The sequence below is a fragment of the Streptomyces sp. NPDC091376 genome, assembly GCF_044757085.1.
Classification (GTDB): Bacteria; Actinomycetota; Actinomycetes; order Streptomycetales; family Streptomycetaceae; genus Streptomyces; species Streptomyces pratisoli.
In genome coordinates this window covers 69,917-90,711 of record NZ_JBIVUF010000024.1, presented here as the reverse complement: position 1 = coordinate 90,711, position 20,795 = coordinate 69,917, and the positions used below count along the sequence as shown (strand labels likewise).

Genomic DNA, 20,795 nt, shown 5'->3' with positions numbered 1-20,795 from the left:
CGTGAAACTCGCCATCGCCCTCGACCGCCAGATCACCCTCAAAGACGTCACCCGCCACCCCGTCCTCGCCGACCTCGCCACCCAACTCGACAGCGCAAGCCCACAGCAGACGCAACCCAAGGCCGACACCGCCCTCCTGGAACCGCTGTCGCAGTCACCGTCCGCGTCGCACGACGCACAAGCCGGCGCCCTGGTCTGCTTCCCCTACGCCGGCGGCAACGCCGTGAACTTCCAGCCGATGGCCCGGTCGCTCGCGCCCGGCGGACCGGCGGTCCACGCCGTCGAGCTGCCCGGTCACGACGTGGCCGCCGCGCGGGAGCCCTTCGCCCCGCTGGACCAGGTGGTCGAGCAGGTCGTCGCCGAGATCATCCGGCTCGGCCCGACCACGGTCTCCCTGTGGGGCCACTCCTCGGGTGCCGCCCCTGCCCTGGAGACGGCCAGAAGGCTCCAGGAGCGCGGGGTGGAGGTCCAGCGCGTCTTCCTCGCCGCGCAACTGCTCGGTGACGCCGCCGGGCGGCGCGCCGCCGTCGCCGAGCTGACGGAGCGGAGCAGCGCCGAGATCGCCGCCGGGCTGAGCACGGACGGCGGCTACACCGAGCTGGGCGAGCTGGACGCCGAGCGCGCCGAGCACGTCGGTGCCGCGTACCGGCACGACTGCGTGAGCGCGCACCGCTACTTCGCCGACGCCCTGGAGTCCCCACCCGCCGTGAAGCTGTCCGCGCCGGTCACGGTGGTCGTGGCGGCCGACGACCCGTTCACGGCGGAGTCCGCACACCGCTACCGCGACTGGCAGTTGCTGGCCGAGCACGTCGATCTGTACGAGCTCACCGACGGCGGCCACTACTTCCTCCGCACCCGTCCGGCCGAAGCGGCACATGCCGTGCTGCGGGCCGCCGTACTCCCGGCTTCTTCGTGAGCCTGTGAGCCGAGACCGAAAGGAAACGAGATGTCGTCCTCATCCCAGGCGTCACTGCTCGATGTGGAGTCGCAGCCGGGCAAGCCACCCGTGCTGCGGATCGAGTCCCCCGCCGATGCGGCGCGTTGGGCGGCCGAGCAGCGTGAGGCGCTGCGTGCCGTCGTCGCCGAGCGTGGTGCGGTGCTGGTCCGCGGCCTGAACCTGAGTGATGCCGATCAGGTGGGCGGTGTCTTCCGGCAGCTGGCCGGCGGCGAGCTGATGAGCGAACGCGAGGCCTTCGCCCCCCGCCAGACCTACCCCGGCGGTGTGTACTCCTCTACCACCTGGCCCGCCAACCAGCCCATGTGCATGCACCACGAACTCAGCTACACCCTCGAGTTCCCCGGCCTGATGATGTTCGCCTGCCTCAGCGCCCCCACCCAGATGGGCGCCACCGCCGTCGCCGACGCACCCACCGTGCTCCAGGCCCTGCCCCCGGAACTGGTCAAACGGTTCGAACAGGAAGGCTGGCTCCTCACCCGCAGCTACAACGACGAGATCGGCGCCTCCTTCGCCGAAGCCTTCGGCACCGACGACAAAGCCATCATCGAGAACTACTGCCGCATCAACGCCATCGACTTCGCCTGGCAGAGCGACGGCACCCTGCGCACCCGCCAGCGCCGCAGCGCCGTCGTCCGCCACCCCGTCACCGGCGAGCGCTGCTGGTTCAACCAGATCGCCTTCCTCAACCAGTGGACCCTCGCCGAAGAGGTCCGCGAGTACCTCGTCGACGTCTACGGCGAGGACGGCCTGCCCTTCAACACCCGCTACGGCGACGGCGACCCCATCGGCGAGGACGTCGTCCAGCTCCTCAACCAGACCTACGAGGCCCACACCGCCCGCGAACCCTGGCAGGCCGGCGACCTCATGCTCGTCGACAACATCCGCACAGCCCACAGCCGAGAACCCTACGAAGGCACACGCGAAGTCCTCGTCGGCCTCGCCGAACCCGTACGACTCACCGACTGCTCACCCACCATCGAGGTGAGCGACCAATGACCCCCATCCGGACCGAAACGGCCCAACCGACCGCGCGGCCGGCGTTCGCGGTGATCTCGGGTGAGCAGGTGCAGCGAACGCTGCAGGGCCGCGAGAAGCAGCTCGTCGAGCTCATCGAGTCCACCTACCGGCTGCACGGGACCGGCGATTCGGTGAACCCGCCGTCGTACTTCCTGCGGTTCCCCGACCGCCCGGCGTCCAGGATCATCGCCCTGCCCGCATCGCTCGGCGGTGAGGTCCGCGTGGACGGCCTGAAGTGGATCTCCAGCTTCCCGGCGAACGTCGCGGCGGGCATTCCCCGGGCCTCGGCCGTGCTGATCCTCAACGACCACGACACGGGCTATCCGTTCGCCTGCCTGGAGAGCTCCATCATCAGCGCCACCAGGACGGCCGCGTCGGCCGCGCTGGCGGCGGACTGGCTGAGCCGCGGAGGGCTGCGGCCGCTGCGCGTCGGGTTCTTCGGTACGGGTCTGATCGCCCGCTACATCCACACGTTCCTGGCGGGCACCGGCTGGTCGTTCGACGAGATCGGCGTCCATGACGTGTCCGCCGACAGCGCGGCCGGCTTCCGCTGCTATCTGGAGCAGTCGGGCACCGCCGGACGGATCAGCGTGCACGACAGCGCCGAGGAACTGGTCCGCTTCAGCGACCTGGTGGTCTTCGCGACCGTGGCCGGTGAGCCGCATGTCGGCGACCTGTCGTGGTTCGAGCACAATCCGCTGGTGCTGCACGTGTCGCTGCGCGACCTCGCGCCGGAGATCCTGCTCGCCTCGGCCAACATCGTCGACGACGTCGAGCACTGCCTCCAGGCGAACACCTCGCCCCATCTGGCCGAACAGCTCACCGGCGGCCGCGACTTCCTCACCGGCACGCTCGACGACGTGATGTCCGACCGGGTGGCGGTGCCGAGGGACCGGCCGGTGGTGTTCTCGCCCTTCGGCCTCGGCGTGCTCGACCTCGCGGTCGGCAAATGGATCTACGACGAGGTGCAGCGCTCCGGCGAACTGCAGGTCGTCGACAACTTCTTCCACGAGCTGCGCCGCTACGGCCCAGCTGACGGAAGCCCGTGAGGAGGCTGATCGCAGGACTGATCGCAGGAGAGATCACCGGTCAGGTCGCCGCAGGTCAATGCGCACGACACCGCGGCCGCTGACGCAGGGACCCCGCGTGGTCCACTGCAGATGAGGAGGCCATCGTGCCTGTCATATCCGCTCCCTACGACTTCAACGAAGACGAGCTCTACATCGACCTCGCGTCGATGTTCGGACACTCGCTCTTCCTGAAGTGCGAGGGCTTCAACTTCGCCGGCTCGATCAAGCTCAAGGCCGCGATCGAGATGGTGGAGGCCGCCGAGCGGGACGGTGTCCTGAAGCCGGATTCGATCCTCGTAGAGTCCTCCTCGGGAAACCTGGGTGTGGCGCTGAGCATGATCGCGGCGAGCAAGGGCTACCGGTTCCTCTGCGTGACGGACTCCCGTTGCAACCTGACCACCAGGTTGATGATGGAGGCGCTGGGCAGCCAGGTGCACGTCATCGCCGGTCAGGAGGCGAACGGCAGCTTCCTCGGCGCACGGATCGACTATCTCCGCGCTCTGTGTGCCTCCGACCGCCGGTACGTGTGGCTCAGCCAGTACACCAATCCGAGCAACTGGAAGGCGCACTACCGCAGGACGGCGCCGGAGATCGCGCGGCAGTTCCCGCAGCTGGACACCCTGTTCATCGGGGCCGGCACCACCGGCACCCTGATGGGCTGTGCGCGCTACTTCCGCGAGTGGCACCGGCCGGTGCGGATCGTCGCGGTCGACAGTGTGGGCTCGGTGTCCTTCGGTGGCGAGGCGGGTCGCCGGATGATTCCCGGTCTCGGCATGAGCATCCGTCCACCGCTGCTCGACGAGTCCTACGTGGACGAGGTCATACGCGTCGAGGAGAAGGACACCATCCGCGCCTGCCACTCGCTGGCCCGGAACGGATTCCTGTTCGGTGGCTCCACCGGAACGGTGGTCAGCGGCGCGATGGGCTGGCTGGCCGAGCACGAGACGACCGGTCACACCGCGGTGGCCCTCGCCCCGGACCTCGGTGAGCGCTACCTCGACACCGTCTACCAGTCCAACTGGCTGCAGGGCCTCTACGGCGACGACGTGATCGAAGCCGACGAGCGGGCCTCCGAGTCCTGGGCGATCCAGCCCGCGCCGCCGGCACCGTCTCCGTCACCGGGCGGCCGTCGTCCGCATATGCGGACCGGCGACCGCGGTGGCCGACGGCGTCACCGGCGTCGTACCGGAGACCCGTGAAGAGTGAAGGATTCCCGCAGACGTTCGTGAACCAGCCGCGGTCGGCGTCGGGCTGATGGCTCATCAGCCCACGTCGACGGCGGTGCAGAGGGCTTCCGCCCCGCCGCTCACAGCGGCGCCAGCCGGTGGCCGAGTCCCGGCAGGTCCGGCAGCTCCACATGACCGGTGCCGGCCGTCGCCGCGAACGCCTCCGGGGCCAGCGGTTCCTGTTCGACCAGGAGCGGTCCGACCAGGTCCGGCGGGACCGTGGCGTGCGGGAGGGCCGCGGACAGATGGGCGGCCGCCAGGGTGGCGACACCCAGCTCCGGCATGCTGCCGATCTTCACGGCGAGGCCGGCGGCCTCCGCGAGGGCCGCGATCTGACGGGCCCGGTGGAGTCCGCCGACCTTGAGGATCTTGATGTTGAGGACGTCGGCCGCGCCGCGGCGGGCCAGCTCCAGCGCGTCGTGGAGCGACTGGAGGGACTCGTCGGCCATGACCCGTACGCCGCCGTGGGCGCGCAGGGCGGCGAGCCCGGCCAGGTCCCAGCGGGGCAGGGGCTGTTCGATCAGGTCGAGTCCGGCGTCGGCAAGGCGTTGGACCGTACGCAGAGCGCCGCCCGGCTCGTAGCCCTCGTTGGCGTCGAGGGACAGCTCGACGGACTCGGGGATCGACTTGCGTACGGCGGCCACGAGTTCGGCGTCGCGCTCCGGGTCCTCGCCGCCCTTGAGCTTGATGTGCGGGAAGCCGCGCTCGGCGTGGCGGGCGGCCTCCTCCGCGCTCTCTTCGAGGCTGCCGAGGCCGACGACCCAGGTGGTGGGGACGCGTCGGGTGACGGCGCCGCCGAGGAGGAGGTGCGCGGGCCAGCCGGCCGCGCGGGCGGCGAGGTCGTGGAGGGCGAGGTCGAGAGCGGCCTTGGCCAGGTGCTGGCCGCGGATCGCGGCGTCCATCGCGGTGTGGGCTCCGGCCAGGTCGCGCGGGTCTCGGCCGAGGAGTGCGGGCGCGGCGTGCTCGGTGACGGCGGCCCGCAGCCCGGCGAGCGTCTCGCCGGTGTACGCGGTCATCGGGGAGGACTCGCCGAAGCCGGAAGCACCGTCGGTGGTACGCACCTCGACGAGCAGGCTGATGAGTTCGGGGCTGGTGCCGCTGCTGATCGCGAACGGGCGGCGGTAGGGGGCGCGGACGACTCGGGTGTGGAACGACGCGATCTTCACGCGGCTCAGCTCCTTCGCTGTGACGTCGTTTCGGTCGGGACCGTAACTTCCCGCCGGGCGGCCGTCCGCAAACGGCACACCGCGTCCGGGCACCCCCGCACCCTCGCGTCCCGGCAACTCGGCGGCCCTGTGGCATGGCAGCCGTTGTCCCGGCTACAGCCGGACCCGGTACACGATCGGCGGCCGGCCGGTCTGTCCCTCCTGGCGGCTTCCGGTCGGGACGGCCACGCCCGCCCGCTCCAGCCGCTTGAGTATGCGCCGGGCCGTGCGCTGCTGAACGGACAGGTGCTCGGCGACGACGTGGGCGGTGAGCCCCTCCTCCGGGTCCGCGGCGGCCAGTTCCCGCAGCCGGTCCAGGGTCTGGGGGTTGATGCCCACCCGGCGGGCCAGCAGCGCGGCGCTCTCGGGCGCGGCGGGTTCGCTCGCCGCGTCCCCGAGCGCGGGGTCGATGACGATGTCGACGTCGTCGGTCATCGACACGACCCCGGCGGCGGCGCCGACGGACCGCGCCCGGTTGACGGCACGGCGGGCGAGGGCCTCCGCCTCAGCGGCGGTGCGCCCGAGCCCGAAGCCGATGTGCGCGGTGCCGTGCCGGGCGGCGAGGCCGTCGAGGAACGGGATTCGGGTGAACTGCTCGGTCGCCTTCTCGAGCACGCCCCGGGTGGTGACGACGAGCCGCTGCCCGTCCGGCAGGGCGGCGAGGCTTCCGCCGAGGATCCGTACGTCCTCGGCCAGTCTTTCGTCGGCCGGCCCGCCGGCCGCGGCGGGCAGGTCGATGACGCCGAGGGCGACCTGCGCGTCGCCGCTGTGCTGTCCCGCCGTGGCCAGGACGAGGGCCTGGAGCGTCGCCAGGATCGAGTGCCGTGAGGGAGCGAGCCGTACCGCGTGGGTCCGGTGCTCCAGGACGTGGAACGCCGAGCCGAGGCAGGTGATCGCGACCCTCGACTTCCTGGTGTCCCGCGCGTCGAGATGGAAGTCGACGAGATCCTGCGAGGTGAGCCCTGGCCGGTAGGGCAGCACCTGTACGTGGTCCGTGGGCAACTTCGCCTCGGTGAGCGTCTCCAGCACCTCGTCGCGGCGCAGGGTGTCGATGGAGACGCGCGAGACGTCGTGGCCGAGGCGGAGCAGCTCGACCAGGGCCCGCAGGAGGGTGGCGCCGCTGTACGGGACGTACATCGCGGGGCGGTCGAGGACGCCGGCCGCGGCGGCGAGGGAGTGCGGGACCACTCCGGTGAAGAGCAGGGCGTCCGCGGAGGAACGCGCCGCGGCGACGACGTCCGTCGTCTCGTCCTCGTGGCGGTACGGCAGCGGCAGCAGCTGGGCCGGGCCCGCCTGGCCGCCGCCCACGGCGACCACCTTGTGGACCAGGTCCTCGGGGCCTATCACGCCGACCGTGAGCGGCATGGCCCGGTCTCCGTTCTGCTGGGGTCGACGCACGACCTGCGGGGTTGACGCACGTTCTGCCGGGGTTCGACGCACGTTCCTTCGAGGTTGACGCGTGATTGACGACCGACGACGGGAGTTCTACTTTCGGCCCAGGCCATAATCGTGTGCTGCCGAGAGGATAATCCCCCGATGCCGCAACGGGAAATGCCACTGCCCACAGTTCTCGAACCACGCGGCAGGACCATCGGCGAGGAGGAACGCGCCGCGGTGCTGCGGGTCCTCGACTCGGCCGTCCTGTGCGGTGCGTTCGGGACGGAGACCCGGGCGCTGGAAGCGGAGATGGCGGCGCTGTACGGGCGCTCCGGGGCCGTCTCGTCCAGCTCCGGCACGGCCGCGGTCCATCTCGCGGTCGCCGCGGCCGGTGTCGGCCCCGGGGACGAGGTCATCACCACGCCGATCTCGGACTTCGGCACGGTCGCACCGGTCCTCGCGCAGGGCGCGAGGGTGGTGTTCGCAGACGTACGGCCCGAGGACGGGAACCTGGACCCGGACGCGGTGGAGGCGGCGATCACGCCGCGCACCAGGGCCGTCATCGCCGTCCATCTCTTCGGCGGCGCCGCGGACGCCGGCCGGCTGCGGGAGATCTGCGACCGCCACGGGCTGCTGCTGATCGAGGACTGCGCACAGGCGTGGCTGGGCGAGGACGCCTCCGGCCGGCTGCTCGGCACCGTCGGGGACATCGCCTGCTTCAGTCTCCAGCAGTACAAGCACATCACGGCCGGTGACGGCGGGCTCTGCATCGCCGACGATCCGGAACTGACCCGCCGTATGCGGCTGTTCATGGACAAGGGCTGGGACCGCGCCGAGGGCCGTATCCACCGCACGATGGGCCTCAACTACCGCATGACGGAACTCGTCGCGGCGGTCGCCCGCGTCCAGCTCACCCGGGTCGCCGATGTCGTGCGCGTACGGCGCGAGCGAGCCGGGCGCCTCGCGAGCGCCCTCGACGGGCTCGGGCTGTCGGCCGCGGCCCGGATGCCGGAGCGGCGGGCCGGTCACGCCTGGTGGGTGATGCCGCTGCTCGTCGACGACAACTCCCGCTGGGCCAAGGGACTTCAGGAGGCGGGCGTCCCGGCGCTGCCCGGCTATCTGGAGCGGCCGCTGTACGCCAATCCGGCACTGTCCGGCCACCCGCCCGGCCTGTGTCCCCGTGCGGAGACGCTGATCGACCGTACGCTGCTGGTGCTTCAGTGGAACGAGGCGTACACCGAGGACGACGTGGACCGGATCGCCCGCGCGCTGGGCGAGGTGGGAGCGGGATGAGCACGAGCACGACGACCGCGCACGAGCGGCTGAGCGCCTACGACTGGCTGACGCCGTCCCCCGAGGAGACCATCGGCTGGGACGTGGACGTGCTGTACGGGTCGTGGCCCCGGCACCACCGGGACTTCCCGCTCGCCGAGGTACGACGACGGCTCGACCGCTCCCCCGTGTCCGGGGCGCTGGCGCTGTCCACGCGCGGACCGCTGTTCGACGACCGAGCGGGCAACGAGGAGACGCTCCGCGATCTGGCGGACTGCCCGGAGCTGTTGCCGGTCGGCACGATCGACGTACGGGACGCGCTGACCGCCGAGGACCGGCTGGACGAGCTGACGGCGGCCGGAGTGCGCTTCCTGCGCGTGTTCACTGTCGAGCAGGCCGCCGACCCCGGCTTCCCCGGCTACCGGCGGGTCGTCGACCTCGCCCTGGACCGCGGGATGGTGCTCCTCCACGACGGGGACCCCCGCCGCTACGGTCCGCCGCTGATGAACCGGGGCGCGGACGTGGTCTTCCTGGACCTGCACGCCTATCTGCTGGCGGACTTTCTGCTGATGGCCCGCGAGGAACCCGGATTCCGGGTCACCACGCGGATGCTGTCCGGGCCCGACTCCGTCGAGCGGGTCGTGGACTCGGTCGGTGCGCGCCATCTCGTCTTCGGCTCGCGCACCCCCTTCATGGACATCTCACCGCTGACGCTGAGGCTTCGGTACGCGGACATCTCGGACGACGACCGTGCCGCCATCGCCACCAGGAACGTCGAGGAGCTGCTCGCCTGATGCCGATCATCGATGTGCACGCCCATGTGGGGCGCTGGCAGTTCCACCTGACCTGCGGCGACGCGGAGACCAATCTGCGGCAGATGGACCGCTACGGTATCGATCTGCAGCTGGTGTCGGCGTCGGAGGCGGTGGTGTACGACGCGGTCGCGGGCAACGCGGCGCTGCTGAAGGAACTGGCCTCCCGGCCACGGCTGTACGGCTACGCGGTGGTGAACCCGAACCGGATCGAGGAGAGCGCGGCCGATCTGCGCCGCTGTCTGGACTCCGGGCGGTTCGTCGGCGCGAAGATCCACACCCACTATCCGGGGCGGCTGCCGGGCTCGCGCGAGATGGCGGAGGCCTTCGACGTCATCGCCGAGGCCGGGGTGCCGCTGCTGCTCCACACCTGGGGGCGCGAGGTCCTCCAGCTGGCCGACATGGTCGCGGCCCGGCCGGGACTCCGCGTCATCATGGGCCACGCGGGCGGTGACGCCTGGCGCGAGGCCGCGCACGCGGCGGCGTCCTGCGAGGGCCTGTATCTGGAGCACTGCCGTACGGCCGCGGACGCGGGCCGCATCGCCTACGCCCGTGAGGCCGGCGTCCCGGTCGAGCGCATGCTCTTCGGCACCGACGCCACCCTGATCGACCCCTGCTGGTCCCTCGGCGTCCTGCGCGACGCGCACTTCACGGAGGACGAGCTCGACAGGGTCCTGTGGCGGAACGCGGCCGAGCTGTTCGACCTGAAGGTGTGACGGGTGTCAGGGGTGCCGGGAGGGGCTACGCCGCGTCGGGGTCCTTCGCGAGCCGCTCCAGGCACTCCACCACCGTCTGCCGCTCCGCCGCGGGCAGCCCCGGCCCGTACGGATCGTGGGCCGACTCCTGCGGGATCAGGCCCTCCCACACCGCCGCCCACAGCATGCGCTGCACGTAGCCCTCGATCGGATCGAGGAACGTGGCCTCCGCGAAGGCGTCCAGACGGGCCGAGGCCCGCACGAACGCACCGTGGTCGCCGTCCCGCCACGCGTCGAGCACGGCGGCCGTCAGCGGCACCCGGGCGGCCGCGATGCCGACGAGGGCCGAGTCGGCGCCCCACATCAGCGAGGGTCCGAACATCCGGTCCTCGCCGGTGATGACGAGCTTCCCGCCGGGCTGTGCCGCGCGGATCGCGTCCTGGCAGGCCATCGCCCGGTCGAGGGTGGCGAGTTTGACGCCGGCGGCGGACGGGAGTGCGAGCAGCCGGCTCACCAGCCGCGGCGGGTACGGGTATCCGCCCGCCTCCCCGTGCAGGAAGAACCCGAGCACGGGGAGGCCGCTCGCCGAGGCGGCTTCCTCGTGCAGCGCCAGGGCCGCGTCCTCGTCGCCGTCGAGCTGCGCCAGCGGATAGACCATGACGGCGTCGGCGCCGCCCTCGGCCGCCTGCACCGCCATCGCCACGGTGGCGTCGACCGCGTCACGAAGTCCCGTGACCGACGTCGAGCGTGGTACCCCCACGCCGGCCACGACCGGCCGGTCGACCGCCGCGCGCCACACCCCCAGCACCCGTCGGCGGTCCGCCTCGGAGAGATACAGCCCGCGTCCCGTGTGCGCCCATACGGCGACCCCGCCGACGGGGTGCGCGGCGATGCGTTCCGCGTATCCGCGCAGTGCGTCGAAGTCGACAACTCCCCGTTGGTCCATGGGGGTTGCGACTGCCGGAAGTACGGTGCCGCGCAGCCGGCGCACCAGCTGGTCCGTCGCAGACATCGGCGTTCTCTCCCGTCCGTTGCCCGTCTGTTGCGGTCGTCGCCGCTACGCTAGCCTTTACGGTCCGGACCGTAAAGGAAGGGATTCCGCTTCGATGCGCCTCGGCCTGTACGTCAACCTGTATGCGGACAAGGCCGACCGGCCGCGGCTCGCCGACGCCGTGGAGCAGGTGCGGCTGGCGGAACAGGCGGGCTTCGCCTGGGTCGTGCTGGGTGAGCGTCATCTGCACCGGCCCGGCTACCACGAGGCGCTCACCTCGCTGGCGTATCTCGCCGCGCACACGGAGCGGATCGGGCTGGCGACGGCCGGGCTGATCGCTCCCGTCTACCAGCCGGTGTGGCTGGCCGAGACGCTGGCGCACATCGACGTGCTGTCGGGCGGGCGGCTGACCGCCGGGTTCGTGCTGGGCTACCGCCCCGAGGAGTTCACCCTGTTCGGCGCGCGGCCGGGCGAGCGGGTGCCGCGGTTCGAGGAGTGCCTGGAGCTGCTGACCCGGCTGTGGACCGAGGACGAGGTGACGTACAAGGGCCGCTGGAGCGAGGTGGACGGGGCCTATCTGTCGCCGAGGCCCGTGCAGAACCCGCGGCCGCGGATCTGGAACGGCGGGCGGGTGCCGGCCGCGCTGGAGCGCACGGCCCGGATGTGCGACGGATGGACGACGTCGTTCAACGAGACCGACGAGGAACTGCCGGAGAAGATCCGCGCCTACCGCGCCCACCCGCGGGGTCCGCGTTCGCTGGGGGCGGAGGTCATCGTCTGCCGCGAGGGGTACGCCGCCGCGACGACCCAGCGGGCGCGCAACGCGCTGGAGAGGCCGCTGCGGGGGCTGTACGACGCGTACGGCGACTGGAAGCGCACCTCGATGGACGCCGCGCGCTATGCGCAGCAGTGGGACGACATCGTGGCGCGGTCGGTGATCGGTTCGCCCGAGGAGTGCACAGAACGGATCGGGAGGTACGCGGAGATGGGCGCGGACGGGCTGGTGCTGCGGGTCCAGCCGCCGGGGATGCCGCAGGCCGACGCGCTGCGGGCGATCGAGGCGTTCGGGGAGCTCAACGCGTGAACGCGCGCTGGACGGTCAGCGCGGCCCGGGCCACGGCCCCCATCGCCGCCTCGTCCGCCATCAGCAGGGCCTGACGCACCCAGACGACGCTGTCCTCCGCGGCCTCGGCGACCGGGCAGGGCGCGGCGTTGCCGACGTACGGCACACGGGTCAGCGAACGGTAGCCGGGGTCGATCGGGACGCCCTCGGCCGCCATCGCCTTCAGGAACGCGGACTTCGGGCGGCCGCCGAAGGCGCGGGGGTCGTAACGCAGCATCGCCAGATGCCAGGTGTGGCGGGTCGTGCCCGGCGGGGGCGGGACGAGTGCGAGGCCCCTGACCTCGCCGAGAGCCTCGGCGAGCGCGCCGGCACAGGCCGCACGGTGGTCGATCCCACCGTCCAGCAGGGCGAGCTGGGGATGCAGCAGGGCCGCCTGGAACTCGGTCATGCGCAGGTTCCAGCCCAGCTCCGGATGCTCGTACCAGCCGCCGTCCGGGCTGCGGCCGACGTTGTGCATCGCCCACAGCCGCTCGTAGGTACGGTGGTCGTCGGTGACGACGATGCCGCCCTCCCCCGCGGTCATCGCCTTGCTCGACTGGAAGCTGAAGCAGGCGGCGTCCCCGAGGCCGCCCGCGGGCCGGCCGTGGCGTGCGGCTCCGTGCGCCTGCGCCGCGTCCTCCACGACGGCGGGGCCGAGGCCGCGCAGTGCCTCCGTATCGGCGGGGGCGCCCGCGAGATGCACCGGCATGACGGCCTTCGTACGCGGACCCACGAGGCGGCGTACGGCTTCGGGGTCGAGGTGCAGGGTGTCCTCCCGTACGTCGGCGGCGACCGGTACCGCGCCGGCCAGCACCACGGCGGTCGCACTGGCCACGAACGTGTAGGCGGGGACGATCACCTCGTCGCCGGGACCGACTCCGAGGGAGCGCAGGGCGAGGAACAGCGCGACCGTGCCGTTGACCGTGCACACGCCGTGAGCGACACCCACGCGCGCCGCGAAGGCCGCCGCGAAGTCCCGGGTCTCCGTGCCGTCGGTCGCGCCCCAGCGGCCGCTGTCGAGGACCCGCAGCAGTGCCCGCCGCTGCTCGTCGGTGGCGGGCGGCGGCCAGACGGGCCACTGCGGACGGTTCACCGTCGCGCCCGTGTCCGTCGCGCTCCGCAGCGGCGGTTCACCCGGTGGCCCGCGAGAGCAGGGCGGCCATGGTGCCGTGCAGGACCTGCTCCCGCTCGTTCTCCGCGAGGTCCGCGAGCAGCACACGTCCGAGACCGATCCGCAGATCGAGGAAGACGGCGTCCGAGCCGAAGGCGATCCGGTCCGCGCCCACCTCGGCGACCAGCCGGGTGAGGTGGCGGGCCGTCATCCGGGAGCCGCAGGTCTCCAGGACCAGGCTGGGGCAGCGCGCGGCGGCCTCCGCGGCCGGGCCGTAGCCCTGCGGGAACAGCCCCGAGTGGCCCATGAGCAGCGGCACACCCGGGTGGCGCGACGCGACGGTGACGAAGCGGGGGGCGTCGGACCAGCGGCTGCCGTGCTCGCTGTGGGCGAGGACGACACGGCCGTGGTCGGCGGCGGCCTCGAAGGCGGGGGTGTAGGCGCGGTCGTCGAGGGCCAGTTCATGGACCTCGGGATGGAGCTTGACCCCGATGACGCCCGGTACGGCGAGCAGCTCGCGCAGACGTGGGGCGGCCTCCGGGTCGTGGGGGTTGTGGACGGCGTAGCCGAGGAGCCGGCCGGGGTGGGCGGCGAGGGCCTTCAGCAGGAGGGCGTTGCCGGCCCGGGCGTCGGGGCCCACGGCGAGCAGATGGGACACGCAGGCTGTTCCGACACCACAGCGGTCCATCATGGCCACCAGGGAGGCGGCGGAGCCGTCGGGGATGGCGAAGGCGCCCCAGCGCCCTAGGTGGCCGTGGGCGTCGATGACGCGCAGCCCGCCGGGGGCGCGCACGCAGACGCCCGGCGCGAGCGGGTTCACGCCCCGCCGCCGAGGAGGCGTAGCGCGTTGGCGCCGGCGATGAGGGACGTGTCGTGGGCCGGCAGGTCGAGGGTGTCGAGGAGGTGGCGCGGGCCGGCGTCGTCGCTGACGGGCGCGCCGGTGCCGAAGAGGATGCGGTGGGCGCCGTACCGCTGGGCGAACCACTCGACCTGGCGGTGTCCGGCGAGCGTGGAGGTGTCCACGTGGAGCAGTTCGTGTGTGTCGAGGAGTTCGGTGAGTTCGCGCAGGCCGCGGTAGCCCGTGCCGGTGAGGACGATCCGCAGCCGGGGCCTGGTGCCGGCCAGCAGGTCCACGTCGGCCGCCGTGACGGCCCCCCAGTCGAGCAGCACCGTGACGCCGGCCAGGGACAGCGCGGCGGTCAGGCCCAGGGCGTACGGTCCGGTCGCGGCCCAGCCGTGCCGGTCGGGGCAGAGCCGTACCAGCGGGGCCCCGCCGCCCGTCCAGTCACCGGTGCCGAGCGGTCCCGGCACGAGCACGGGGACGGGGCGCAGCCGTTCGCCGGCGATGCGGCCGAGCCGGGCGTTGCCGTCGCGCGGGTCGCCGTACACGGCGTGGGAGTGGACGACACAGGCCGTGTCGATCCTCAGCCGTTCCAGCTCCTTGACGAGTCCGTCCTCGTCGCGGCTCGGTACGTCGTCGTTCGGCAGGGGTCCGAGGATCCGGTTGACGTCGACGACGGTGAGGGCGGGGCGGGCGGGTGCGGCGACGGTGGGCGCGGCGACGGTCACGACTTGAGCCCGGAGGTGGCGATCGAGTCCGTCAGATACCGCTGGAGCAGCCCGAAGACGAGCAGACAGGGGATGACGGTGATGGTGGCTCCGGCCATGATCTGGTTGATCGTCACGTTCTCCCCCTCCAGCGTGGCGAGCCCCACGGTGAGCGTGCGCATCTGCTCGGACTGGCCGATGACCAGCGGCCACAGGAAGTCGTTCCAGTGCCAGAGGAAGACGAACACGCCGAGGGTGGCGAGCACGGGCCGGATCAGCGGTACGACGATCGTGGTGTAGATGCGCCACTCCGAGGCCCCGTCGATCTTGGCGGCCTCGAAGAGCTCGTCGGGCAGCTGGATGATGAACTGCCGCATCAGGAAGACGGCCTGGGAGTTGGCGAGCGTCGGCACGATCAGACCCCAGTAGGTGTCCACGCCGCCCAGCTCGGAGACGAGGATGTAGTACGGGATGAGGGTGGCCTGGAACGGCACCATCAGGGTCGCGAGGAACGACCAGAAGAGCACCTCGCGGCCGGGGAAGCGCTTCTTGGCGAACGCGTAGCCGGCCATGGACGAGAACAGCAGGATGAGCAGCACCGACACGAGCGAGTAGATGAGCGAGTTGACCGCCCATCGCGTGACGTCGGCGTCCTCCAGCACGTCCGTGAAGTTCGCGAACGTGGCGCGGGTGATGTCGAAGGCGCCCGGAAGCGTCTGTCCGCCGGAGGGCGCGAACGACACCAGCACCATGATGACGAAGGGGGTGACGGTCACGAACGCGACCAGGACCAGGAGCACGGGAAGCCCGAGCCGGGCCGTGGCCCGCCGCGGCGCGGTGGGGGTCGCCATCAGTCCGTGTCCCTTCCGATGAGCCTCCGCTGGATGAGCGAGAAGACGAGGACGACGAGGAAGAGGACCAGGCCGACGGCGCTCGCGTACCCGAAGTCGAAGAACTTGAAGCCGGAGTCGTAGAGGAAGTAGACGAGCGAGTAGCTGGCGCGCACCGGGCCGCCGGCGGTCATGACGTACATCGCGTCGAAGACCTGGAAGCCCGTGATCGCCTCGATGACGAGGACGAAGAACAGGACGGGCCGCAGCAGGGGAAGCGTGACCCAGCGGAAGCGCTGCCAGCCGTTCGCGCCGTCGATGGTGGCGGCCTCGGTGACCTCGCGCGGGATGGACTGGAGTCCGGCGAGGAGGATCAGCATCGAGTAGCCGAAGCCCTTCCACGCCGAGGCGGCGGCGATGGAGGGCAGGACCAGGGACTCGCTGCCGAGGAAGTCGACCGGGCCGAGGGAGAGGGCGCCGAGGGTGGCGTTGAGCAGTCCGTCCTCGACCTCGTAGATCCACTTCCAGATGACGGCGGCCAGCACGATGCTGGTGACGTACGGGAGGAAGAACAGCCCGCGGAAGAAGCCGCGCAGCCAGAGCGTGCGGTGCAGCAGGACGGCGGTGCCGAGGGCGAGCGCGACGGTCATCGGGACGTACAGCGCGGTGTAGACGGCGGTGACGCCGAGGCTCTCCCAGAACAGGTCGTCCTGGAGGAGGCGGGTGTAGTTCCCCGCACCGGTGAAGGTCCACTCGCCGCTGAGCCGGTAGTCGGTGAGCGAGAGGAACGCGGCGCCGAGCGTCGGCCCGAAGCGGAACACGATGAACAGCGCGAGCATCGGCGCGACGAACGCGAGGCCCACCAGGGCCTCGCGCCGTCGCAGGATCCGGCTCCGGCCGGCACTCACGCCGGGCCCGCCCCCGCCCTCGCCGGGTTCCGGGCCGGCTTCGGGCAGGGGCTCTTCCGGTGCGACCTCGTCGGCGGCGAGCTTGCTCAACGCTGACGCGCCAGCAGGTCGTCGGCTTCGTCGGCCGCCGCGTCCAGGGCGGCCTTCGGGCTCTTCTTGCCGGTCAGCGCGGCCTGGATCTCGGGGCTGAGCAGCGCCATCAGCTGCCGGGCGGCCGGGTTGGGCTCACCGGGATAGGTGTGGTCGAGCGCCTGCTGGTACTCCTTGGCGTAGGTGCTGTCGTTGGGGACGGTGACGTCCGTACGTGGGGAGAAGAAGCCGCCCGCCTTGCCCATGGACTCGATCTGCGCGGGCCGGACCATGTACGCGATGAACTTCTCGGCGCCCGCCACGTTCTTGGACTTGGCGTTGATGCCGAGCCCGCCCGGCATGCCGAAGCAGACCTGCTTCCGGGGGCCGGTGAGCGCGGGGCCGACGATCACGTTGCCCTTGCCCCAGGCCTGCTCGGCCAGCACGGCGTCGGCCGGAGTGTTGGTGAAGCCCATCGCGACCTGCTGTTTGCCCAGCGCCTGGTCGGTGAAGAGGTTGGCGTTGGTCATCGCGGACTTCGGGACGGAACCGCCCTTGTACAGGTCGACGAGGAAGGTGAGGGCCTCGACGCCCTCGGCGCTGTTGAAGGCGGCCTTCTTGCCGCTGTCGTCGAAGACCTTGCCGCCCGCCTGCCACAGCAGCGGATAGAAGCTCATGTTGAGCGAGGCCTCGTTGCTCGCGGAGTAGTCGAGCGTGCTCGCGCCGGCCTGCTTCAGCTTCGGGGCGGCGGCCCTGATGTCGTCCCAGGTGGCGGGCGGCTCGGCGATGCCCGCCTTCTCCAGCAGTTTCTTGTTGTAGAGCGTGCTGGTGACGGTGTGGTAGATCGGCGCCGCGTAGACCTTTCCGTCCTGGGTCATGGCTTCCAGGGCGGCCGGGCGGAAGGCGCTCTTCGCGTCCTCGATGGCCCGGTCGACGGGCTGGAGCGCCCCGTTGGCCTGGTACTGGGGGATCTGGTCGGGGCCCAGCAGGACCACGTCCGGGCCTTTGCCGCTGCCGAACGCGGTGGCGAGCTTCTGGTCCCGGTTCTCCCAGGGGAGCTGCTCGACGGTGAGGTCGACGCCTTTCTCCGTCGCCTCGAAGCCTTTCTCGATCCCGTCCCAGTAGGCGGCGTTGGCCTTCGGATCCATGATCACCGGGTACATCCAGACGGTGACCTTCTTGGATCCTGCGCCACTGTCACCGTCGCCGCAGCCGGCGGCGGTGAGCGTGGTGAGCATGATCAGTGCGAGAGGAACGGTGGCGCGCTTGAACCCTGTCTTCATGGGGGCCTCCGGAAGCCCTGGGGACCTGGGGAAACGAGCGAAGAGTCCGGCAGTTTCGGCCTGGGCCGAAAGTAGCCGGGCTGTTTTGGGCTGTCAATGCTCCCTCAACACCTGCTCCGTACGGGTGCGTTACGCGTGTCGCCGTTACGGCATCGCCCGAAAGGCGTAGCACCGGCTCCGGAACGTGGACGGACCCCGCGCACGACCCCGGCGCACGGCGCCGACCACGCGCGGGCGGGGTGCGCGTGCCGCGGCCGGCGGAGCCGGGGCCCGATGGAGCCGGAGCGGGGCGGGAAGCGGCCGGAACGAGCTGGAACGGGGCGGGAAGCGGCCGGAAGGAGCCGCTCCCGGTCAGGCCGAGGCGCGTTTGCGGGGTGTCGTCTTCTTCGCCGCCGCCTTCTTGGACGCGGCCTTCGTCGCCGCCGTCTTCTTGCTCGTCGACTTCGCCGACTTGGCCGCCGTCGCCTTCTTGGCCGTCGTCGACTTCTTCGCGTCCGTCTCCTTGGGCGCGGCCTTCGCCCTCGCCGCCGCCTTCTTCGCCGGGGCGGCCTTCTTGCGGGACTTCAGTTCGGTGACCGGCGCGGCAACCTCCTGCGCCTCGTCCCCGCGCGCCTCCTTGGCGGCGCGGACGCTGCTCTCCAGCGCGGCCATCAGGTCGATGACCTTGCCGCCGCCCTCCGGGGCGGGCTGGGGCTCCAGTTCGACACCCTCCGCCTTCGCGGCGATCAGCTCCTCGACCGCCGAGCGGTAGTCGTCGTGCAGCGAGTCGAGGTCGACCTCGCCGAGCGTGTCCATGAGGGCGTCGGCCAGATCGAGCTCGGCGTCGCGGATCGTGACCTCGGCGTCCGGAGCGACCCCCTCCGGCCTGCGGACCTCGTCGGGCCAGAGCAGTCCGTGCATGGCGATGACGTCGTCCACCACCCGCAGCATGCCGAGCCGCTCCCGCCCGCGCAGGGCGAATTTGGCGACCGCGACCTTCTTGCTCCGTTTGAGGGCCTCGCGCAGCAGCGTGTACGGCTTGGCGGCGGGCACCCCGTTCGCCGCGAGGTAGTACGCGCTGTCCATCTGGAGCGGATCGATGTCCGTGGCCGGGATGAAGGCGACGATGTCGATCGTCTTCGCGGTGGGCAGCGGCAGCGCGGCGAGGTCCTCGTCCGTGATCGGGATCATCGTCCCGTCCGCGTCCTCGTACGCCTTGCCGATCTCCGCCTGCGCGACTTCCTGGTCGTCCAGCTCACAGACCTTGCGGTAACGGATGCGGCCGCCGTCCGCGGTGTGGATCTGCCGGAAGGACACCGAGCGGCTCTCCGTGGCGTTCACCAGCTTGATCGGGATGCTGACGAGCCCGAACGAGATCGCGCCGTTCCAAATGGATCGCACGTTTCATCCCTTTCATACGATACGTAGGGATTCATGGGATTCTCATCGTATGACGCCGATCACAGAGGTGGAGGGGCGGCGGCTGACCCTCAGCAACCTGGAGAAGGTCCTCCACCCCGCCACCGGCACCACGAAGGGCGAGGTGCTGCACTACTACGCCGTGATCGCGGATGCGCTGCTCACCCACCTCCGCGACCGCCCGCTGTCCTTCCTCCGCTATCCGGACGGGCCCGACGGCCAGCTGTTCTTCACCAAGAACCCGCCTCCCGGCACCCCCTCGTGGGTGGAGGTCGCCGAGGTGCCGCGCTCCTCCCGGGAGAGCGGCGAACAGGTGGTCGTCCAGGATCTGGCGTCGCTGATGTGGGCGGCGAACCTGGTGGTGGAGTTCCACACCCCGCAGTGGCGGGTGGACCGGCCGGCCTGGGCCGACCGGATGGTGTTCGACCTCGACCCGGGCCCGCCGGCCACCGTCGTGGAGTGCTGCGAGGTGGCGCTGTGGCTGCGTGAGCGGCTCGCCGCCGACGGCCTGGACGCGTACGCCAAGACCTCCGGATCGAAGGGCCTGCATCTGCTGGTGCCGCTGGAGCCGACCCCTTCGCAGGAGGTCTCGGCGTACGCGAAGGGGCTGGCCGTCGAGGCCGAGGCGGAGCTCGTGGGCCTGGTGGTGCACCGCATGGCCCGTGCCCTGCGACCCGGGAAGGTCTTCGTCGACCACAGCCAGAACGCCGCGGCGAAGACCACGGCCACGCCGTACACGCTGCGGGCCCGGCGGGAGCCGACCGTGTCCGCGCCCGTGACCTGGGAGGAGGTGGAGGGCTGCGGGGCGGCCGGGGACCTGGTGTTCCGGCTCGGCGACATCGCGGGGCGGCTGGAGCGGTACGGCGACCTGCTCGGCCCTCTGGCGGATCCCGCGGCGGCGGGCACCCTGCCATGAGTCCGGCCACCGGGCGCACGCTGCGGCCGCCGCTGAGAGTGGCGCTCGCGGAGCCGGTGTCCACGCTTCCGCGCGGGGAGCGGCTGGCGTACGAACCGAAGTTCGACGGCCACCGGATGCTCGTCTTCAAGCTGGACGGCGCGGCGGTGCTGCAGGCACGGTCGGGACGGATCGTGACCGCCGCCTTCCCGGATCTGGCGGAGGCCGCGCTCGCCCTGCCGGACGGCACCGTCGTCGACGGCGAGGTGGTGATCTGGACGGGCGGCCGGATCGACTTCGCGGCCGTACAGCGCCGGGCGGCCGCCACGACCTCGCGGGCCGGGATCCTCGCCCGCCGGATGCCCGCCTCCTACGCCGCCTTCGACCTCCTCGCGGAGGGCGGGACGGACCTGCGGCCCGCGCCGTACGAGCGCCGCAGGGAACGGCTGACCGCCCTGCTCGGGCCGCTCGGGCCGCCGCTGCAGCCGGTGCCGATGACGACGGACCCCGAACTCGCGACCACCTGGTACGAGACGCTCACGGCGTCCGGGATCGAGGGGCTGGTGGTGAAGCACCTGGGGCAGCCCTACCGGGCCGGCGCCCGCGACTGGCGCAAACTGCGGCACACGGACGTCCATGACGCCGCGGTGGTCGGTTTCACCGGACCCGCGGACCGCCCCGCCGCCCTGGTCCTGGTGCTGCCGGACGACGACGCCCCGGTGGTGTCGAGCCCGCTGCCGCCCGCGCTGCGCACCGCCGCCGCGGGGATGCTGGCGGGGCACGGGACCGAGAACCTCGCGGGGAGTGCGGCGGGAGGGGCGACGGCCATGGCGATCGGGGTGGGCGAGGTGCCGTTCCGCCCGGTGGCACCGGGGCTCGCGGCCGAGGTCGAACGCGGCACGACGCGGCACAGCGTGGTGACCGTCCTGCGGCTTCGGGACGACACCATTAATCAAGTTTGACTAGTTGAGAGAGAGGGGATACCTTCTCGCAGTAGTCAAGTTTGATGAGCTTCTTGAGGAGAGTGC

General features: G+C 71.6%; 20 protein-coding genes. 10 read left to right on the top strand and 10 right to left on the bottom strand.

From position 1 onward, the window contains the following. The 4 genes from ACIQMR_RS34060 to sbnA form a co-directional block, all read left to right on the top strand. Positions 1-916: thioesterase II family protein (locus tag ACIQMR_RS34060; protein ID WP_401395749.1), on the top strand; the 916-nt coding region annotated here is incomplete at its 5' end. Positions 917-946: 30 nt separating this feature from the next. Then, on the top strand, positions 947-1,954 hold the full coding sequence (locus tag ACIQMR_RS34055; RefSeq protein WP_401395746.1) for a TauD/TfdA family dioxygenase: 1,008 nt from the start codon (positions 947-949) through the stop codon (positions 1,952-1,954). Continuing rightward, the gene (gene sbnB, locus ACIQMR_RS34050) at positions 1,951-3,024 is read left to right on the top strand and encodes a 2,3-diaminopropionate biosynthesis protein SbnB (protein ID WP_401395744.1); all 1,074 of its coding nucleotides are present in this window, start codon (positions 1,951-1,953) and stop codon (positions 3,022-3,024) included. The genes ACIQMR_RS34055 and sbnB overlap by 4 nt, the downstream gene beginning before the upstream one ends. 125 nt (positions 3,025-3,149) lie before the next feature. Continuing rightward, positions 3,150-4,244 (top strand): 2,3-diaminopropionate biosynthesis protein SbnA, encoded by a 1,095-nt coding sequence (gene sbnA / locus ACIQMR_RS34045; RefSeq protein WP_401395741.1) that lies wholly within the window; start codon positions 3,150-3,152, stop codon positions 4,242-4,244. Positions 4,245-4,351: 107 nt separating this feature from the next. On the opposite strand, the gene ACIQMR_RS34040 is transcribed toward sbnA, so the two are convergent. Together ACIQMR_RS34040 and ACIQMR_RS34035 are read right to left on the bottom strand one after the other, a co-directional pair. After that, positions 4,352-5,437 (bottom strand): mandelate racemase/muconate lactonizing enzyme family protein, encoded by a 1,086-nt coding sequence (locus ACIQMR_RS34040; protein WP_401395738.1) that lies wholly within the window; start codon positions 5,435-5,437, stop codon positions 4,352-4,354. Between the two features lie 153 nt (positions 5,438-5,590). Further along, on the bottom strand, positions 5,591-6,841 hold the full coding sequence (locus ACIQMR_RS34035) for a hypothetical protein (protein WP_401395735.1): 1,251 nt from the start codon (positions 6,839-6,841) through the stop codon (positions 5,591-5,593). Between the two features lie 171 nt (positions 6,842-7,012). On the opposite strand from ACIQMR_RS34035, the gene ACIQMR_RS34030 reads away from it, so the two are divergent. The 3 genes from ACIQMR_RS34030 to ACIQMR_RS34020 are packed head-to-tail and all read left to right on the top strand — an operon-like array spanning position 7,013 to position 9,653. Beyond that, the gene (locus tag ACIQMR_RS34030) at positions 7,013-8,146 is read left to right on the top strand and encodes a DegT/DnrJ/EryC1/StrS family aminotransferase (RefSeq protein ID WP_401395732.1); all 1,134 of its coding nucleotides are present in this window, start codon (positions 7,013-7,015) and stop codon (positions 8,144-8,146) included. Continuing rightward, on the top strand, positions 8,143-8,919 hold the full coding sequence (locus tag ACIQMR_RS34025; RefSeq protein ID WP_401395729.1) for a hypothetical protein: 777 nt from the start codon (positions 8,143-8,145) through the stop codon (positions 8,917-8,919). Before ACIQMR_RS34030 ends, ACIQMR_RS34025 begins: the two co-directional genes overlap by 4 nt. After that, complete coding sequence (locus ACIQMR_RS34020) at positions 8,919-9,653, top strand: amidohydrolase family protein (RefSeq protein WP_401395727.1); 735 nt, start codon at positions 8,919-8,921, stop codon at positions 9,651-9,653. Before ACIQMR_RS34025 ends, ACIQMR_RS34020 begins: the two co-directional genes overlap by 1 nt. A gap of 25 nt (positions 9,654-9,678) precedes the next feature. On the opposite strand, the gene ACIQMR_RS34015 is transcribed toward ACIQMR_RS34020, so the two are convergent. After that, the gene (locus ACIQMR_RS34015) at positions 9,679-10,644 is read right to left on the bottom strand and encodes a dihydrodipicolinate synthase family protein (RefSeq protein ID WP_401395725.1); all 966 of its coding nucleotides are present in this window, start codon (positions 10,642-10,644) and stop codon (positions 9,679-9,681) included. Positions 10,645-10,738: 94 nt separating this feature from the next. Between ACIQMR_RS34015 and ACIQMR_RS34010 the strand changes: the two genes are divergently transcribed. Continuing rightward, entirely contained in the window at positions 10,739-11,707 is a 969-nt protein-coding gene (locus ACIQMR_RS34010) for an LLM class flavin-dependent oxidoreductase (protein WP_401395722.1), read from the top strand. On the opposite strand, the gene ACIQMR_RS34005 is transcribed toward ACIQMR_RS34010, so the two are convergent. The 7 genes from ACIQMR_RS34005 to ACIQMR_RS33975 form a co-directional block, all read right to left on the bottom strand. Next, a complete protein-coding gene (locus tag ACIQMR_RS34005; RefSeq protein ID WP_401395719.1) occupies positions 11,697-12,818 on the bottom strand; it encodes a DegT/DnrJ/EryC1/StrS family aminotransferase in 1,122 nt (373 codons plus the stop codon). The genes ACIQMR_RS34010 and ACIQMR_RS34005 overlap by 11 nt on opposite strands. A gap of 37 nt (positions 12,819-12,855) precedes the next feature. Further along, on the bottom strand, positions 12,856-13,656 hold the full coding sequence (locus ACIQMR_RS34000; protein ID WP_401395717.1) for an amidohydrolase family protein: 801 nt from the start codon (positions 13,654-13,656) through the stop codon (positions 12,856-12,858). Beyond that, entirely contained in the window at positions 13,653-14,405 is a 753-nt protein-coding gene (locus ACIQMR_RS33995) for an amidohydrolase family protein (RefSeq protein WP_401395714.1), read from the bottom strand. The genes ACIQMR_RS34000 and ACIQMR_RS33995 overlap by 4 nt, the downstream gene beginning before the upstream one ends. After that, complete coding sequence (locus ACIQMR_RS33990; RefSeq protein ID WP_401395711.1) at positions 14,402-15,235, bottom strand: carbohydrate ABC transporter permease; 834 nt, start codon at positions 15,233-15,235, stop codon at positions 14,402-14,404. The genes ACIQMR_RS33995 and ACIQMR_RS33990 overlap by 4 nt, the downstream gene beginning before the upstream one ends. Further along, positions 15,235-16,212 (bottom strand): carbohydrate ABC transporter permease, encoded by a 978-nt coding sequence (locus ACIQMR_RS33985; RefSeq protein ID WP_401395708.1) that lies wholly within the window; start codon positions 16,210-16,212, stop codon positions 15,235-15,237. The genes ACIQMR_RS33990 and ACIQMR_RS33985 overlap by 1 nt, the downstream gene beginning before the upstream one ends. Next, positions 16,209-17,474: an ABC transporter substrate-binding protein gene (locus ACIQMR_RS33980; RefSeq protein WP_401395705.1), complete on the bottom strand. Its 1,266-nt coding sequence runs from the start codon at positions 17,472-17,474 to the stop codon at positions 16,209-16,211. The genes ACIQMR_RS33985 and ACIQMR_RS33980 overlap by 4 nt, the downstream gene beginning before the upstream one ends. 351 nt (positions 17,475-17,825) lie before the next feature. Next, positions 17,826-18,854, bottom strand: coding sequence for a Ku protein (locus ACIQMR_RS33975; RefSeq protein ID WP_401395702.1), 1,029 nt, complete (start codon positions 18,852-18,854; stop codon positions 17,826-17,828). Between the two features lie 49 nt (positions 18,855-18,903). On the opposite strand from ACIQMR_RS33975, the gene ligD reads away from it, so the two are divergent. Together ligD and ACIQMR_RS33965 are read left to right on the top strand one after the other, a co-directional pair. Beyond that, positions 18,904-19,788, top strand: a complete 885-nt coding sequence (gene ligD / locus ACIQMR_RS33970) for a non-homologous end-joining DNA ligase (RefSeq protein ID WP_401395699.1) — start codon at positions 18,904-18,906, stop codon at positions 19,786-19,788. After that, positions 19,785-20,729 carry an ATP-dependent DNA ligase gene (locus ACIQMR_RS33965; RefSeq protein ID WP_401395696.1) on the top strand — a complete coding sequence of 315 codons (945 nt, stop codon included), beginning with the start codon at positions 19,785-19,787 and terminating at the stop codon, positions 20,727-20,729. The genes ligD and ACIQMR_RS33965 overlap by 4 nt, the downstream gene beginning before the upstream one ends. Positions 20,730-20,795: the final 66 nt, after the last annotated feature.

Coding starts and splice junctions, on each gene's coding strand:
- ACIQMR_RS34055 (WP_401395746.1), top strand. CDS start 947: ATGTCGTCCTCATCCCAGGCGTCACTGCTCGATGTGGAGTCGCAGCCG.
- sbnB (WP_401395744.1), top strand. CDS start 1,951: ATGACCCCCATCCGGACCGAAACGGCCCAACCGACCGCGCGGCCGGCG.
- ACIQMR_RS34035 (WP_401395735.1), bottom strand. CDS start 6,841: ATGCCGCTCACGGTCGGCGTGATAGGCCCCGAGGACCTGGTCCACAAG.
- ACIQMR_RS34030 (WP_401395732.1), top strand. CDS start 7,013: ATGCCGCAACGGGAAATGCCACTGCCCACAGTTCTCGAACCACGCGGC.
- ACIQMR_RS34025 (WP_401395729.1), top strand. CDS start 8,143: ATGAGCACGAGCACGACGACCGCGCACGAGCGGCTGAGCGCCTACGAC.
- ACIQMR_RS34020 (WP_401395727.1), top strand. CDS start 8,919: ATGCCGATCATCGATGTGCACGCCCATGTGGGGCGCTGGCAGTTCCAC.
- ACIQMR_RS34015 (WP_401395725.1), bottom strand. CDS start 10,644: ATGTCTGCGACGGACCAGCTGGTGCGCCGGCTGCGCGGCACCGTACTT.
- ACIQMR_RS34010 (WP_401395722.1), top strand. CDS start 10,739: ATGCGCCTCGGCCTGTACGTCAACCTGTATGCGGACAAGGCCGACCGG.
- ACIQMR_RS33990 (WP_401395711.1), bottom strand. CDS start 15,235: ATGGCGACCCCCACCGCGCCGCGGCGGGCCACGGCCCGGCTCGGGCTT.
- ACIQMR_RS33980 (WP_401395705.1), bottom strand. CDS start 17,474: ATGAAGACAGGGTTCAAGCGCGCCACCGTTCCTCTCGCACTGATCATG.
- ligD (WP_401395699.1), top strand. CDS start 18,904: ATGACGCCGATCACAGAGGTGGAGGGGCGGCGGCTGACCCTCAGCAAC.
- ACIQMR_RS33965 (WP_401395696.1), top strand. CDS start 19,785: ATGAGTCCGGCCACCGGGCGCACGCTGCGGCCGCCGCTGAGAGTGGCG.